Source organism: Sphingomonas plantiphila (assembly GCF_046000505.1).
Lineage (GTDB): Bacteria > Pseudomonadota > Alphaproteobacteria > Sphingomonadales > Sphingomonadaceae > Sphingomonas > Sphingomonas plantiphila.
In genome coordinates, this window is sequence record NZ_JBELQC010000002.1 from 508,456 (window position 1) to 524,421 (window position 15,966).

15 protein-coding genes and 1 tRNA gene are annotated in these 15,966 nt (G+C 66.0%); 7 read left to right on the plus strand and 9 right to left on the minus strand.

Annotation, left to right across the window (positions count from 1 at the left end):
• Positions 1-66: 66 nt before the first annotated feature.
• Both ABS767_RS14730 and ABS767_RS14735 read right to left on the minus strand, forming a co-directional pair.
• Complete coding sequence (locus ABS767_RS14730) at positions 67-501, minus strand: chemotaxis protein CheW (protein WP_408079665.1); 435 nt, start codon at positions 499-501, stop codon at positions 67-69.
• Complete coding sequence (locus ABS767_RS14735) at positions 501-2,807, minus strand: chemotaxis protein CheA (protein WP_408079667.1); 2,307 nt, start codon at positions 2,805-2,807, stop codon at positions 501-503. Before ABS767_RS14735 ends, ABS767_RS14730 begins: the two co-directional genes overlap by 1 nt.
• Before the next feature lie 323 nt (positions 2,808-3,130).
• Here ABS767_RS14735 and ABS767_RS14740 point away from each other — a divergent pair, with 323 nt between their 5' ends.
• The 5 genes from ABS767_RS14740 (at position 3,131) to ABS767_RS14760 (ending at position 7,567) form a co-directional block, all read left to right on the plus strand.
• Entirely contained in the window at positions 3,131-4,006 is an 876-nt protein-coding gene (locus ABS767_RS14740) for a hypothetical protein (RefSeq protein WP_408079669.1), read from the plus strand.
• A 311-nt stretch (positions 4,007-4,317) separates the two neighbouring features.
• A complete protein-coding gene (locus tag ABS767_RS14745; RefSeq protein WP_408079671.1) occupies positions 4,318-5,541 on the plus strand; it encodes an RtcB family protein in 1,224 nt (407 codons plus the stop codon).
• 338 nt (positions 5,542-5,879) lie between these two features.
• Complete coding sequence (locus ABS767_RS14750; RefSeq protein WP_408079673.1) at positions 5,880-6,296, plus strand: hypothetical protein; 417 nt, start codon at positions 5,880-5,882, stop codon at positions 6,294-6,296.
• A 403-nt stretch (positions 6,297-6,699) separates the two neighbouring features.
• The gene (locus ABS767_RS14755) at positions 6,700-6,999 is read left to right on the plus strand and encodes a hypothetical protein (protein WP_408079675.1); all 300 of its coding nucleotides are present in this window, start codon (positions 6,700-6,702) and stop codon (positions 6,997-6,999) included.
• Between the two features lie 163 nt (positions 7,000-7,162).
• Positions 7,163-7,567, plus strand: coding sequence for a hypothetical protein (locus tag ABS767_RS14760; protein ID WP_408079677.1), 405 nt, complete (start codon positions 7,163-7,165; stop codon positions 7,565-7,567).
• Here the strand turns inward: ABS767_RS14760 and ABS767_RS14765 are convergent.
• Genes ABS767_RS14765 through ABS767_RS14775 form a run of 3 tightly spaced genes read right to left on the minus strand, consistent with a single transcriptional unit; the run spans position 7,564 to position 9,750 of the window.
• Positions 7,564-8,196, minus strand: coding sequence for a glutathione S-transferase (locus ABS767_RS14765; protein WP_408079679.1), 633 nt, complete (start codon positions 8,194-8,196; stop codon positions 7,564-7,566). The genes ABS767_RS14760 and ABS767_RS14765 overlap by 4 nt on opposite strands.
• Entirely contained in the window at positions 8,159-9,106 is a 948-nt protein-coding gene (gene trhO / locus ABS767_RS14770; protein ID WP_408079681.1) for an oxygen-dependent tRNA uridine(34) hydroxylase TrhO, read from the minus strand. Before trhO ends, ABS767_RS14765 begins: the two co-directional genes overlap by 38 nt.
• Complete coding sequence (locus ABS767_RS14775) at positions 9,106-9,750, minus strand: histidine phosphotransferase family protein (protein ID WP_408079751.1); 645 nt, start codon at positions 9,748-9,750, stop codon at positions 9,106-9,108. The genes trhO and ABS767_RS14775 overlap by 1 nt, the downstream gene beginning before the upstream one ends.
• Before the next feature lie 131 nt (positions 9,751-9,881).
• On the opposite strand from ABS767_RS14775, the gene ABS767_RS14780 reads away from it, so the two are divergent.
• Entirely contained in the window at positions 9,882-11,144 is a 1,263-nt protein-coding gene (locus ABS767_RS14780) for a serine hydrolase domain-containing protein (protein ID WP_408079683.1), read from the plus strand.
• Between the two features lie 272 nt (positions 11,145-11,416).
• Here the strand turns inward: ABS767_RS14780 and ABS767_RS14785 are convergent.
• Positions 11,417-11,493: transfer RNA gene (locus ABS767_RS14785), tRNA-Arg, on the minus strand.
• Positions 11,494-11,577: 84 nt separating this feature from the next.
• Between ABS767_RS14785 and ABS767_RS14790 the strand changes: the two genes are divergently transcribed.
• On the plus strand, positions 11,578-12,069 hold the full coding sequence (locus ABS767_RS14790; protein WP_408079685.1) for a hypothetical protein: 492 nt from the start codon (positions 11,578-11,580) through the stop codon (positions 12,067-12,069).
• Positions 12,070-12,078: 9 nt separating this feature from the next.
• Here the strand turns inward: ABS767_RS14790 and ABS767_RS14795 are convergent, their stop codons facing one another.
• Genes ABS767_RS14795 through hemB form a run of 3 tightly spaced genes read right to left on the minus strand, consistent with a single transcriptional unit; the run spans position 12,079 to position 15,903 of the window.
• Positions 12,079-14,334 (minus strand): spermidine synthase, encoded by a 2,256-nt coding sequence (locus ABS767_RS14795; protein ID WP_408079687.1) that lies wholly within the window; start codon positions 14,332-14,334, stop codon positions 12,079-12,081.
• A gap of 27 nt (positions 14,335-14,361) precedes the next feature.
• On the minus strand, positions 14,362-14,901 hold the full coding sequence (locus ABS767_RS14800) for a GNAT family N-acetyltransferase (RefSeq protein WP_408079689.1): 540 nt from the start codon (positions 14,899-14,901) through the stop codon (positions 14,362-14,364).
• Positions 14,902-14,913: 12 nt separating this feature from the next.
• Positions 14,914-15,903, minus strand: a complete 990-nt coding sequence (gene hemB, locus ABS767_RS14805) for a porphobilinogen synthase (protein ID WP_408079691.1) — start codon at positions 15,901-15,903, stop codon at positions 14,914-14,916.
• Positions 15,904-15,966: the final 63 nt, after the last annotated feature.

Consider the following 15,966-nt stretch of genomic DNA (forward strand, 5'->3'; position numbering starts at 1 on the left):
CCTGTTTTCCTGGCGCAGCTTGATTGCACTATCTGATAAATATGTAAGGACTGGGTTAACCGCATCTCACGCAGTCGGCTCGGCCAGACCCGGCACCAGAGCGGAAAGATCAATGCTCAGGATCGGCTCGCCATCGCGCTCGACGAGGCCGCGGCCGGCGCGCTGCCACATTTCGGACAGCGGCACGCCCGCAGCGAGCGGCTGAAGTTCGAAGGGAGCGACATCATCGAGCGCGTCGACCAGCATTGCATAATGGTGCCCTTCGACAGGCGTGATCACAGCGCGACCGGCGGGCGCCGCGCTAGGTGGAAGCCCCAAGGCGGCACGGGTATCGATCACCGTCACAACGCGACTGCGCAGCGCTGCGAGACCGCGAACATGCCCCTCTGCACGTGGCACTGCAACGATTGCGCCGATATCTACGACAGATTCGACTTGATTTGCATCGATCGCAACAGACTGATCGGCGATATGAGCGATCAGAAACAATTGTTCGCTCATCAGACGCCCCCTTGGTTAGCGCGAGCGAGGGCGCCAAGCAGGGCCTCGCGGTCATAGCGATAAATGGAGCCGTCCGCGCCACCGCGCTTGCGACTGCGCAGCCGCACCACCCGTGACGGGTCGGATCGGACATCGGCCTCAGCATCCAGTGTCAGGACGATCTGAGCCGTTTCGCCTGGTCTCAACGAATGTGCGACCCGATATCCCGCACTTTCGAGCATCGGCTGGATGAATGTGCCCATCCATCCAGTATCCCCGCCGGCCAGCAGGCACAGGGGCGGCGTTCCGGATGGCGCCTCATCCTCCGAATATTCTGCGAACAGCCATAGCGGGTCCAGCATTTCGATAGGCTCGTCATCGATCAAAGCGACGCCGGCGATTAGGCCCGGAGCGACCGCGCTCGTGAACTCGGATGGCAAGGTGACGATGTCGGCAGGCTCCCGTATCGCGTAGGCGACCTCATTCTGTCCGTCACGCAGTCGCACGATGGATCCCGTATTGGCGGGGTCGGCGCCCTCGACTGTGACCAGCGGAACGATCCGACCGTCGATGGTGAGACGCAGGCGCCCGGCGCTGCGGTGGATCGCACCGCTGCCGACCTTCTCGATCCGGTCGACGACGTCGAGCGGCACCGCGCGGCGTTGGCCGTCAAGGTCACGGAAGACCAGCGCCAGCGCCGCGTCACCGACTTCCGCGTCATCGATCTCCTCTTCGATTTCGCGCACGCGCTCGAACTGGAGCCCGGCATCGCGCGCCAGTCCGGAACAGTCGAGCAACAGCATCGGACTTCCGCTGTCCGGCAGGGTCTGACCAGCGTACAAGCCGGTCGCCATGATCGCGGGCGCCGCCGGCTTGATGACAAGTTCCTCATTATCGAGCACGTCATCGACGCGCAGCGCGTAGCTGCCCTCGCCGATGTTCACCACGGCGACCATGGCGCGATCCGCGACGGGTGCATCAATCCCCAGCTGTTCCACGAGCGCGACCATGGGGAGCCTGCGATCGCGCAACGTCACCACCCGCGCGCTGCCGATCCGGTCGATGCGCATCGTCTCACTGCGCTCGCTGACGATCTCCTCGATCGCCTGACGTGGTATCGCGAATCGCTGCCCGCCCGCGCTGACGACGATGGTCGGAATGATCGAGAGCGTCAGCGGCACATGAATCAGGATTCTCAGCCCCTGCCCGCGCTGATTGACCAGTTCGACGCGCCCCCCGATCTGCTCGATCGCCGCCCGAACCACGTCCATCCCGACACCGCGTCCGGAGATCTCGGTGACCTCGTCCTTGGTCGACAAACCCGGCTCGAAAATCAGGTCGAGGCGCGCACGCTCGCCAAGTGTGCGAAGTTGACGTTCGTCGCGCCCCGCTTCGACGAGCTTACGGATCAACTTCTCTGGGTCGATGCCACGACCGTCATCGGCTATTTCCACGACGATCTGGTTGCCCGACTGACGCGCCGACACCGTCAGCCGCCCATTCTCGCGCTTTCCTGCGGCTCGGCGGTCCGCAGGATGTTCGATCCCGTGGTCGATCGAGTTGCGGATAATGTGCACGAGCGGATCGCGCAGCACCTCGATCATCTCGCGGTCGAGTTCGACATCGGCGCCCTCGACATGCAACGTCACCGACTTGCCCAGCCCGGCGGCAGTATCGCGCACCATCCGGGGCAACGCTGAGAAGAGGGCGTCGATCTTTTGCATGCGTGTGCGCGTTACGGTGTCGCGGAGATCCGCAACGGTGGCCGACATGCGTTCAAGTGCGGCTTCTATCTGCGGATCGACATCGACGCTGCGCAGGCGGCGCGAGAGTTCGTTGCGGGCGAGCACCATGTCGGACATCCCGCTCATCATCCGGTCGAGCAGGTCGACGTTCAGCCGCACGCTGCGGCTCGGCGCGCGCTGCGCCACCGCGGCGTTGGTCTGCGCCACCTCAGCCGTGCCGCCGGCCAGTGCGGCGATCAGCAGATCCTCTCCCGTGTCATCGAGCGACGCGCCGGCGTCGATCGCTTCCACGATCTCGCCGATCCGGTCGACGACGGCCAGGACCGCATTGACCAGCGCGCGATCGGGCGTGCGTCCGCCCATGCGCACGTCGGCGAGCACGTCTTCCGCCGCGTGACTGAGCCGCGCCAATCGCGGAAGATCGAGGAAACCGCAGCTCCCCTTGACCGTGTGCACGAAGCGGAAAATGGCGTCGAGGCGCGCGCGATCGTCGGGCGACGCCTCCCACGCCACGATCTCGCCCGACAACGCCTCCAGCGTTTCGCGCGTCTCGGCGATGAATTCTTGAAGCAGATCGTCCACGAAGCGCCCCCACACGTGCCAGGGTTCATGGCACCGGGAGGGTTAACACGGAGTTAGAATGCGCGCCCCGGCCCGCGTCGGGTGCGACCCGGAGCCGTTGCGCGGCACATCCCGGCTGCCGTCCGCGCTTTGTTGCGAACCATTCTGAATATCCAGACAAAATAGTAGTTTACCGTAGTACTGCCGAGCGCGCACTTATCTTACCCATATTGCTTTCCAAGGGGCTTCCGCGTGCTGCCGGAAGCTGCCTAAGGGTTTGCTGGGGGGTGCGGATGCCGACCAGACTTGAGACCATGCGGAACAACTGCCGAGTAGTCACGCGCGTGGTCGGCGAAGAACTTTACGCGGGGGCGATCGACCTCGCCCAGCGCCTGCCGACCGAGGTCGAGCGGACCCGGCTGATCTGCCTTCCGATCGTCATGTCGATCACCCGCGACATGATCGACCGCGAAATGCGGGGCCTGGGCACGCTGCGCGGGCCGTCGATCAACGCGATCGCGACATCGCTGGACCTTCCGTTCGAGACCGTGCGGCGCAACATCCTGCGCCTGCACGACGCCGATTGGGTCGAGATCGGCGAGGCGGGCGGGGTCACCCTCCCCAACCCGGTCCCGCCCACGCTCGCACACTGGTGCGTCGAAGTCGGCGAGCGCATTCGACGCATCGCCGAGCGGATCGAGGCGCTGGGTGCGACGGAGCCGAGGTCGATCGGCGATGGGATGTGCGACAATAGCTGCATCCTGGGCGCACTGGACCTGTGTCTCGCAATGGCAGGAACCAAGAAGCTCTTCGGCCTGCGCTTTACCGAGTTGCTGGTCGTCAACTTCGTGTGCACCGCGAGCGTCGTCCATCTCAACGCGAGCCCGTCGGGGACCAATCCCTATGCCGAGGCCGGCGCGGTGCCACCGGATGCGGAACGCGCCTTCATCCCGCTCGACGAACTGGCCAAAACGATCGGCGTGTCGCGATCGACCATCTATCGGATTGTCAGCAACGCGGAACGGGCGGACCTGTTCGAACGGCAGGGCTATGCCGTTCGACCCGCCGCTTCGCTGTTGACCAGCCCCCTCTACATCCAGGCGCTCGAGCTTGTCGCGGGCCGCACTGCGACGCTCTTCTCACGGATCGAGCGCCATCGCTGCGGTCTCGGCTGCACGGCGCTCGACCAGGTGCTCGGCCGTCCGCGCCCGTGGCGTTAGATTTCGACCCTTTTGCCGCGTCCCGATCTGGTTTAATGCTCCACGCCATGAGCAAACCCGCAACCCCTAACGCAATCGTCGTCGGCCTGACGACCTGACCTGCGGGCAAGTTGCGCCCGCCGGGGCGCAGCTTCATCGGCACCATCGCTCAATTGGTCCCCTGAATCGGCGTCCCTTCATGTGATCCAGCCAAGCTGGATCGGTTGCGGTGCCAGCCCGCTGCCCCACCCGGCCACCCATAGAATATACTGGCGTTGGGTGGCCGGGTGGGGCAGCGGGCTGGCACCGCGAAGCCTGAAAAGGAACTTCCGATGTCTCAGTTTTCGATCCACAAGACGCATCACGCGCCGCTTAAGCTGTGGGACAGCGCCGGTCCGTTCGAGGCCGGCGCGATGCAGCAGCTGCGCAATGTCGCCTCGCTGCCGTTCATCTTCCGCCATGTCGCGGGGATGCCCGACGTGCATTGGGGCATGGGCGCGACGGTCGGATCGGTGATCGCGACGCAGAAGGCGATCGTGCCCGCTGCGGTGGGCGTGGACATCGGATGCGGCATGATGGCGGTACGCACGTCGCTCACCGCCAGCCAGCTGCCCGACAGCCTTTCCGCGCTGCGTGCCGAGATCGAGCGCGCCGTGCCCAAGGGCATGGAATCGAGCCAGTCGGCCAATCACGCCAAGGGTGGCTGGGCGAGCACGCCGAACAGCGTGTCGCGCGCCTGGTACGACCGGTTCGAGGATCGCTGGCGCAAGGTCGTGGCGAAGAACCCGAAGGTCGACGGCAAGACCAGCGACCAGCTCGCCTCGATGGGCGGGGGGAACCACTTTATCGAGGTATGCCTCGACGAAGATCAGCGTGTGTGGGTGATGCTTCACTCCGGCTCGCGCGGCACGGGGAACCGGATCGGGACCTACTTCATCAACGCCGCCAAGGAAGCGATCGTGAAGGAGACGCTCGACTTCCATCTGGTCGACAAGGACCTCGCCTTCCTGACCGAAGGGTCGCAGCTGTTCGATGACTATATCGAGGCGATGCACTTCGCGCAGGATTACGCGATGGCCAATCGCGAACTGATGATGGTCCGCGTGCTGGAGGCGCTGCGCAAGCATCTTCCGGGCTTCAAGACCGACAAGGCCGCGATCAACTGCCACCACAATTATGCGACCCGGGAACTGCATTTCGGCGAGCAGGTGTGGGTGACCCGCAAGGGCGCGGTGAGCGCCCGGGAAGGCGAACTCGGGATCATCCCGGGTTCGATGGGCACGGGCAGCTTCATCGTCGAGGGGCTGGGCAATCAGGAGAGCTTCTGCTCCTGCTCGCACGGCGCCGGCCGGGTGATGTCGCGCGGGCAGGCGAAGAAGCTGATTTCCCTGGAGGACCACAAGGCCGCGATGCACGGCATCGAGGCGCGGGTGGACGAAGGCGTGCTCGACGAAAGCCCGGCCGCCTACAAGGACATCGGCGCCGTAATGGATGCGCAGCAGGACCTGGTCCGCATCCGCCACCGGCTGCGGCAGGTGGTGAATGTGAAGGGGTGAGGCTCCGCCCTGCCCCTTCTCCTTCTGCTTAGGCCCCTCCCGCTTGCGGGAGGGGTTGGGGAGGGTCTTCTTGTTCTTCTTTCTTTTGGTGATGCACAGCCGAAAGGAAGAAGAAGGAAGACCCTCACCCAACCCTCTCCCGCGAGCGGGAGAGGGCTAGAAGGCCTGCATCATCCAGCCCAATCGCAGCGTCACCCCGGCCCTGTGCCGGTGTCGACCGGTCGGCAAGCGCAGCGCTTAAGGCTCACGGGCAGGATGCGCGGTGCTGTGGACCCCGGCACAAGGCCGGGGTGACGGTGCGGGGTTGCGGATCAATGACAGGCAGCTAGCCTCGCACCATGCGCGCCCTGCTTCCCGCACTTCTCATACCGCTGTCGGCTTGCGGCACCGAACCGACATGCAGCACAAAAGTCCTGCAAGTCGCCCGCGACATCGGCAGCGATCGCTATGCCGTGACAGAGCTGCGCGATTGCGGTGCGACGACCGACTACGCCACCATTGTCCGCGTCGGGCGCGCGAGCGAACCGCAATCCGAGGCTGTCGAGGTGTTCGTCGCAGACAGCGATGGTGGATATGCAAATCAAGGGATTTATGGCGGGGGCGCGATCTTCATGAACGTCGTCTGGACCGCGCCGGGCGAACTCAGCGTGGTCCATGACGAGGATGGTCGCGTTTTCAAACATGTGGCACGCGCGAAGGGGGCCACGATCAAATTTCGCGGCTCAAAGCCTTGGCAGCCCCAGCCGCCCACATAATCCGGTGCTGATAAGCGTGACATTCCGCCACGGCTCCCCGGCATCACCGCCCGCTTGCATAAAGGGCTTCATCCCACCGTCTGCCTGCGCTTGACGCGAGCCACGGCTTCTTGCTCCAATTGCAAGCAAGAGCAGCATGGTTCCGGATCATTTTCGGGACGAGCGAGGGTAGTCGCCACCGTAGTGACCCCGCCCCTATCGGGATTATCCTCCGCAAAGCAAAATAGCTGTGCGAACCGATCACGACCCCGCCCGGCGATTGCCGACGGCATCGGCGTCCGTCTATATTCAGGCAATGACGCGGCGATCCGTGACGACCGTTATCCTCGGGGCTTCGGCCCTAGTCTTGGCGTTCGTCCAGCCCGCCCAGGCTTGCAGGCTGTATACTCCACGAGCACCAGACTTGGCCGCGCGCACCATCATTGTCATCGCCGCCATCGAAGATGCCGAGCGGCTATCGTCCGTCGGATGGAACCGCTGGTCGATGACCGCACGGAAACTCAAGACGATCCGGGGCGCGCAGAGTGAAAAGTCCTACAGTTTCCAAGCAACCCTTAGCAGCTCGGGCTGTGGTGAAACTCCTCTCCCGACGAGAGGTGAGAGATGGGTGCTCTATTTCAGTTCTTCCGATGGCGCAGTTAGCGAAGCGTTGCCGCTCGCTCTGGCAAAAGAGCACGACCCGCGTCTGAAAGGGATTCGCTAGCACCGCTTTTCGTCCCAACCTCCGTGCCGGTGTCGACCGGTCGCCAAGTGCAGCGATCTAGGCTCACGGCGAGGATGCGCTGCCCAGTGGACCCCGGCACAAGGCCGGGGTGACGAGGGAAGAACTCCTTGTCGATCCGGAGAGCCGTGTTACGCTGATAAATATGTGGCAGTTCATCGCAATCCTTCTGGCGTCGACGCCTGCCCAGACCGCACAAAGTGTAACCGTAAAAGGAACCGCCTTCGGCCCCGAACAGCGGCTGGTCTGCACTTGGTTCACGAATTTCGAGAACAGTCGTTTGGAGCAATGCCGAGCGAAGTCCGGGCAATCCCCCGTGCTACCGGACGGTGCATCCATCGAATGCGCTCCGAGCATTTGCGCGAAGCTCGATGCCGAAGCACGGCGGGTGTCCGGTTGGCGAAAGGCCGAGCCTGTATGGGGGTTCTTCACCGTTGAATTCGACGGTCGCGTCGGTACTGCCACGCGTCAAAAGCGATATCTCGGCGACGGTACGCGCACGATACTCATCGAAAGGCTGATCGGCGTTCAGCAGCAGAAGGACCGCTAAGCCGGCTTCCAAACCTCCCGCACCATCATAACCCCCTCGAACAGCGCCGACCCGACAAACGCCGCAAGCCAGCCCTGCACCCCCGCAAGATTCTGTACCGCGAACCAGTCCCGGTCTACCGCCGCGAACTGGCGCACGAATGGCAGGATCGCCGCGTCGCCCAAGCCGAACCGCTCCCCTGCGAGATACGGTTGCTCACCCAGCCGCGCTTCCAGACCTTCCAATATCGCCAGCGCCGCCGCGCGGTGATCAATATCATCTGCGGCAAACCGCTCGGCATATTTGTGGCGGTCGAGGTGGTGTTTGAATGGCCCGTCACTGGTCGCGATCAACGCCGGGTCGTCGCCCGCCAGCCAGTCCTCGGGATCGTTGCGCGCCAGTGCCCAGCGCATGATGTCGATGCTCTCGTCGATCACCCGTCCGTCGGGCAGCACCAGTACCGGCACCGTCCCCTTGGGCGACGCCGCCAGCATTTCCGCCGGCTTGTCGCGCAGGCGCACCTCGCGATGCTCGACCGCGATCCCGCTCACCGCCAGCGCCAGCCGCGCCCGGATCGCATAGGGGCAGCGGCGGAAGCTGTAGAGGATCGGGTCAGTCAGCTTCGGGCTCCGGATATGCCGCACCGACATGCGCCGCGCCGCGCTGCGCCGCCAACAGTGCCTGGCGGTGCCGCTCGGCATAGCTTGCGCGCTGTTCCTCGGTGCGCGTGCCGACACAGGCAGGGCAGCTCACCCCCTCGACATAGTCCGCCGAGTCCCGCGCCTCCGGCCTCACCGGCATGCGGCATGCGCGGCACAGGACGTGCTCGCCGACCTCAAGGCCGTGCTTCACCGCCACCCGCTCGTCGAACACGAAGCATTCGCCGTCCCACAGGCTGCGATCCTGTGGCACCTGTTCGAGATAGGCGAGGATGCCGCCCTTGAGGTGATAGACCTGCTCGACGCCCTCGCTCAGCGCGAAGGCCGTCGATTTCTCGCAGCGGATGCCGCCGGTGCAGAACATCGCGATCCTGGGCGTGCGCCCCTCCGCCTCGATCTGCGCACGCTTGGCGCGGAACCAGTCGGGGAACTCGCTGAAGCTCGTGGTCTTGGGGTCGATCGCCCCGCGGAAGGTGCCGATCGCCACCTCATAATCGTTGCGCGTGTCGATCAGCACGGTGTCGGGGTCGGCGATCAGGTCGTTCCACTCGGACGGTGCGACATAATGGCCGACGCCCGCCAGCGGATCGATATCGGGCTGGCCCATCGTCACGATCTCGCGCTTGAGGCGCACCTTCATGCGGTGGAACGGCATCGTCGCGGCGTGCGAATATTTGATTTCGATCTCGCCACAGCCGGGCAGTCTGCGGACGTGATCGAGCACCGCGTCGATCGCCGTCTCGCTCCCGGCGATGGTCCCGTTGATCCCCTCGCGCGCCAGCAGCAGCGTGCCCTTCACGCCCTGCGCGACGCACAGCGCCAGCAGCGGGCCGCGAATGGCCGCCGGGTCGTCGAACCGGGTGAACTGATACAGCGCCGCGACGCGAACCGATCCGTCCATCAGCTTAGCTTGAACGCTGCTCCGAACAGCAGCACGTCGGCGTCGGGTGGCGACACCTGCAGCTCGCCCCCGCCCTGCGTCACCAGCTGGTGCACCAGATAGGCGGCCGCCGCGCGCGGGGTGACCGGGGCGTCGCCCGTGTCGCCGCTCAGCGCGCCGCGCAGCTCGCCGTCGAGCACGATGCGCGGCCCTTCGGCGCGCACCACGATCTCGACCATGTCGGCGCGCGCCTCGGCGCCGATATCGAGCTGTCCGCCGCGCACCAGTGCGTCGCCGCCGATCAGCGCGAGGTTGAGCAGCACCTTGATCACCTGCTTGGGCAGGACCGGGTCCTCGACCATCCAGCCGATCGACACGCGATGATTATCGCCGAACAGCCCGTCGATCGCCGCCTGCGCCTCGCGCGTGTCGACGGTGTCGCCGAACCCGCCCGCCGCGCCGAACGCGAGGCGGAAGAATTTGAGCTTGTTCGCGCTTGCCTTGGCGCTCTCGGCGAGCAGTTCGAGGCAGCGCGCGCGCATTTCGGGGTCGTGCTCGTCGGCGAGCAGTTCCAGCCCGTTGTTGAGCGCCCCCACCGGGCTCAGCAGGTCGTGACACAGACGCGAGCAGAGCAGGCTGGCGAAATCGGTGGGCGAGATGTTCATCGATGCTGCGGTCATGGCCGGACTCTTTGGCGCAGCGGAGCCGCCGCTGCAAGCGAACGCTCTTCGCAACCGCCCGAAACCCGGTTAGCGTCGCGGGAAACAGGATCGGGAGAGTGTGGATGCGGCATTTCATGACAGCGCTGACGGTTTTGGCGCTCGCGACGCCCGCGGCTCCCGCCCTTGCCCAGCAGCGCGCCGCGACGGCCGATCGCGTGCGCCTCGACACCAAGCGGATCGACCGGGCGCTGGAGGCGATGGTCGCCGATGGGCGTGCGGTGGGGGTCTCGGCGCTGGTGTGGAAGGATGGGCGCGAGGTGCATTTCGCCGCGCGCGGCCATGCCGACCGCGAGGGTGGCCGGCCCTTCACGCGCGATACGCTGGTCCAGATCTGGTCGATGACCAAGCCGGTGACCGGCGTCGCGCTGATGCAGCTGTGGGAACAGGGCAAGTTCCGGCTCGACGATCCGTTGTCGCGCTATCTGCCGGAGTTCGCGACGATGCTGGTGCAGGACGGCACCGATGCGGCGGGCAAGCCGGTGTGGCGTCCGGCGCGCCGCCCGATCCTGATCCGCGACGTGCTGCGACATACGGCAGGCTTCGCCTATGGCGACGGTCCAACGCCGGTGCACAAGGCGTTTGCGGCGGCCGATCCGCTCAATCCCGACAACACGCTTGCCGAATTCGGGCGTCGGCTGGCCAGGGTGCCGTTGCTGTCGGAGCCGGGTACCGAATGGCATTACAGTGCGGCGGTCGATGTCCAGGCGCTGCTGGTCGAGCGGCTGAGCGGGATGAAGTTTACCGACTATGTCCAGACGCACATCTTCGATCCGCTCAAGATGCGCGAGGCGGGGTGGCATCAGCCGATGGAGCGTCTGCCGCGCCTTGCCGCGACCTATGTGAAGCAGGACGGCAAGCTTGCGCGGCAGGCCGACGAAGCGACGCGGCGGGGCAACTTTCCCGGCACCACGCTGACCATGGGCGGGGCCGGCATCGTTGCGCCGATCGACGATTACATGCGCTTTGCCCGCATGCTGCTCAACGGCGGCGAGCTCGACGGCGCGCGCATCCTCAAGCCCGCCACGATTCGCCTGATGGCCACCGACCAGCTCGATCCCGCGATCAAGGAGCGCGAATGGCTGATGGGCAAGATCGAGGGCGGGTTCGGGTTCGACTTCGCGGTCCGCACCGCGCGCCCGACCGGGCCGGAGCGCAATCGCGGCGCGGTCGGCGAATTCTTCTGGGACGGCGCGGCCACGACCTTGTTCTGGGTCGACCCCACCAATGACATGGCGGTGGTGTTCTTCGTCCAGACCATGCCCTTCGACGGGACGCTGCACACCGATATCCGCAAGGCTGTGTACGGCGCGGACTATCTGGGGCCGCAGGGCGACTAGTCGTCCCGGTCCGTGCGATCCTGCGCCCATCCCGCGATTCGCTCGCGGCGCTTGCACGCCATGCAGGTACGATAGCCGCGCCGGCTCTGGCTCGGTTGCCAACTGTGCCGTCCGCGCAGCACGCACAGGATGAATTGTCCGATCCGCATGACCGCGACCTAGCATCGCTTCGAGACAGCGTCGTGACCGGCTTTCAGACGCAATCTGACAAGGCGCGCCGAGGCCCTGAACGACAAAACCCCGCCGGACCATTGGCCTGGCGGGGTTTTGAATGGCGCACCCGGAACGATTCGAACGTCCGACCCTCAGATTCGTAGTCTGATGCTCTATCCAGCTGAGCTACGGGTGCGCGGTGGAGGGGCGCTGATAGAAGCGGTTTTCGGGAAACGCAAGCCCGTTGCGCAGAGTTTCTTCGCGGCATACACCCGCCGCGATGCGAACGCCCGTCCTCCTCTCCATCCCGCTCGCCCTGTGTGCCTGTAGCACGCGTGGCGACGGCTATCCCTCGCTGCTGCCGCGGCCGATCGAGGGACGTAGCGACGCCGAGCCGGCGCGGCCCGAGCCGGTCGCGACGCCCGACGCAGCGCTCGATTCGCGGATTGCGGCGCAGCGCGCCGAGGCCGAGACGGTCGCGACCCGGTTCCGCTCGCTCGCGCTGGAAACCGAATCGCGAATCGCAGTGGCACGGGGCGTCGCCGTCGGCGACGAGCGCTGGATTTCGGCACAGACCGCGCTGGCCGACCTGGATCGCACGCGCGGCGAACTGGTACAGATCGTCACCGACCTCGAACTCACCGCTTCGTCGCGCATTCAGGCCGGCGCGCCCGCCTATCCCGCCCTCGACGCCGCGATCGCAACGCTCGCGACGCAGGCGACCGAGCAGGCCCAGAGAATCGCCGCGCTGGAGCGCGCGCTCAACGACTGAGCGGGCGCCTCAGGGCAGATCGTCGTTGAGGCTACGCAGCACCGGCAAAATCGTCGCGTAATCGTCGGTCCAGGGGGTGAAGCCAGGCCGCCCCTCAAGCCGCCGCCAGCCGTCCGCCCGCGAGGTGAGTTGCGCCAGCCTTTGGGGCGACCGCGACAGCGCGATCCAGTCCGATGTCGCCGCTTCGTTCAGCTCTTCGATCAGCGGCGGATGATAGGTCAATTGCGCCGCCGACCATCCCCCCGCCTTGGCCGCGCGCTCGACCACGGGCTCCAGCGACAGGAAGCGGTTCGAGATATGCACCAGCAATAATCCGTCGGGCGCCAGCACCCGGCCGTAGGTCGCAAACGCCTCAAGCGTCATCAGGTGCATCGGCACGGCATCGGAGGAGAACGCGTCGAGCACCAGCAGGTCGAGACTGGCGGGAGGCGCCTCCGCCAGCCGCAACCGCGCGTCGCCAAGGACGATCGAGGCATCCGGCAGACACGCGTCGAGAAAGCGGAATGCGCCCCGCGCCAGCGTGACCACCGCCGGGTCGATCTCGTAGAAGCGCCAGCTCTGGCCCGGCAGGGCGTAGCAGGCGAGCGTCCCCGTGCCGAGCCCGACGACGCCGACACGCGCCCGCGCACCGAACAAGGGAGGCAGGGCCTGCATCGCCTGACCCACGCCCGAACCCGGCACGTAATAGGTGGTCGGCTGCTTCAGCCGCTCGGCATTGCCGGTGAGTTGCACGCCGTGCAGCGTCGTTCCGTGCGCAAGGCGCTTCTGATCGGGCAGATCGGTGATGGTGTAGACCCCGAAATAGCTGCGCGTGCGGACGTCCCCCTGCCAGCTCATCGCCAGCGAGCGGAAACCGCCGAAGAGAAACAGCGAGCCGGCCAGGACGATCATGAACGGGATACGCACACCGACGCTGAGCACGCCGATGATCGCGAGGAGCAGATATAGCAGCCCAACGCGGCCATCGCCGAGCGTGTCGGCCCCGTCGGAAAGACCGAACCACACCAGCGCGACGACTGCGAGCGCGATGACCGCCACGCCGAGTCGCCGGGCCTGCGCCGGGCCGCGCCACAGGCGATTGAGAACCGGCAGCAGGATTTCCTGCGGCACCAATAGCCCTGCAGCGAGGATCAGGATCGGATATTCATAGGTCCAGTCGAACACGAGCGGCGCGACCAGACCGGCGAACACGCCACCCAACGCCCCGCCCACCGACATGGCGAGATAGAAGCCGGTCAGCCGATCCGGCTCAGGACGCAGATCGTACATATGCGTGTGCAGCGCGACGGCGACCATGAACAGCAGCGCCAGCGCCATCAGCGCGTTGAGCCAGGGATTGGCATTATGGCCGGCGATCATCAGCCCGCCGAACAACAGGATCGTGATCGGCGCGAAGCGCGTGAGCACGACGGCAACGCCGCGCCTGCTCGCAAAGGCGATCGTGAAGCTGAGCAGATACAGGCCGAGCGGAAGCACCCACAGCATCGGCACAGCGACGATATCGGTGGTCAGGAAGCTGGACGTCGCCAGCATGAGACCCGAGGGTACGAACGCGAGCGCGATCCAATGCGCGACGCGACGACCGGACGGCGCATCGCTGGTCGCGCGCAGATGCGGCGTGGCGGCAGTATGGCGCGGAAGCAGCAACGCGCAGGCGGCGATCGCCACGAACACCAGCGCATAGCCGCCGGTCCACAGCCAGCTTTGCGCGTGCAATGCCATGCCGGGTTCCACCAGCAACGGATAGGCGATCAGCCCGCCGAAGCTGCCGACATTCGACGCGGCATACAGCGCATAGGGATCACGCCCGCCCGATGCCGCGGCGAACCAGCGCTGCAGCAGCGGCGCCTGAGCGGAAATCGCGAAGAACAGCGGCCCGATCGATGCGGCGAGCAGCCACGGGACCCACACGGCAGGCTCGGCATCCGCAGGCATCTGCATCGCCATCAGCCCGATTGGCAGCCACAGCGCCGCCACGGCGAGCACGCCCAGATGGATCATCGCCTGACGCCGCACCGGCACGTGCCCGAGCAGATGCGCATAGGCATAGCCGCCGAGCAGCAACGCCTGATAGATCAGCATCGCGCTGTTCCACACCGCCGGCGCGCCGCCCAGCCGCGGCAGCGCCATCCGCGCGATCATCGGCTGGACGAGGAAGAGGAGGAAGCTGCCGAGCAGGATCGTCAGCACGAACAGCGGCCCGCTCGCGCGGCTCAGCCATCCGGGTACGTCCGGGCGGGGATCGGCGACTGCTTCGGCGCTCATCGCCTTCCCTTCTCTCTCACGCGGCACTTACGCGGCACTGGCGGGGCGATTGATGCGGTAGGTGACTATGTGGCGCAAGGGGTCATCCGCCGCGAAGGCATGATGGTCGAAATCTCCGCCATCGACATAGGTCATGCCGAGCCGCTGCATCATCGCGCGGCTGGCGGCGTTGCGCCGCGAGGTGATCGCAACGATGTGCGGAACGTCGAGATTGGCCCACCCCCAGGCGAGCATTGCGCGCATCGCCTCCAGCGCATAGCCCTGTCGCCAACAGGCGCGTGCGAGCATCCATCCCGCCTCGACCTGTCCAGCGATGGGGTTCGACGGATCGCCGCGCTTGAGCCCGCAAAAGCCGATTACCGCGCCATCCTCTTTGCGGACCACGCTCTGGAAGCCCAGCCCTTCATGGCGAAAGCCGTCATGCCGGGCGAGCGCCGCCGCGCTCGCGGCTGCGTCCTTCACCGGCCCCAGATCGGCCATCACCAGCGGATCGGCCCACATCGCGTAGAGTGCCGGATGGTCGGCCTGCACCGGAGGACGCAACAGCAGACGCGCGGTTTCGATCATCGACGTGCCCGATCAGGCGCCCATCAACCGGGCGGCGTGGAGCGCGTGATAGCTCAGCACCCCGCTGCATCCTGCGCGCCTGAACGCCATCAGCGTCTCGAGCACCAGCGCATCGCGATCGCCAGCGCCCGCCGCGGCGGCAGCCTCGATCATCGCATATTCGCCACTCACCTGATAGGCGAACACCGGCACCTCGAACCGCTCCTTCACCCGGCGCACGATATCGAGATAGGGCAGCCCAGGCTTGACCATCACGCTGTCGGCGCCCTCGTCCAGGTCCAGCGCCACTTCGCGCAGTGCCTCTTCGGCATTGGCCGGGTCCATCTGATAGGTTTTCTTGTCGCCCTTGAGCAGCCCGCGCGACCCCACAGCGTCGCGGAACGGACCGTAGAAGGCCGAGGCGTATTTGGCGGCATAGGCCATGATCTGGACGTTGACGAAGCCTTCGTCTTCCAGCGCTGCACGGATCAGTCCGACGCGCCCGTCCATCATGTCGCTCGGCGCGATCACGTCCGCCCCGGCGCGCGCCTGATTGAGCGCCTGGCCGACCAGTATTTCGGCGGTCTCGTCATTGCGGACATAGCCGCTGCCATCGACCAGGCCGTCATGGCCATGCGCAGTGTAGGGATCGAGTGCGACGTCGGTCAGCACGCCGATTTCGGGCACGGCATCCTTGATCGCGCGGATCGCGCGGCACATCAGATTGTCCGGGTTCAGCGCCTCGCCGCCATCTTCGGTGCGCAGGTCCGACGGCGTGTTGGGGAAGAGGGCCAGGCACGGAATGCCTGCCGCCGCCGCGTCCCTGGCGCGCGCCACGATGCCGTCGACCGACCAGCGCGAGACGCCCGGAAGGCTCGCGATCGGCTCCTCCACAGCATCCCCTTCGGTGACGAACAGCGGCCAGATCAGGTTGGCGGGGGTCAGCACCGTTTCAGCGTGCATCCGCCGGCTCCAGCCGGCAGACCGCGTGCGGCGAAGGCGAAGTGCGGGATAGCTGCTCATGCCGCGGCTTCTGCGCTATGACGCGCAGGCGCGCAACGGGATTGCGCACCGTCACGAGGAGGA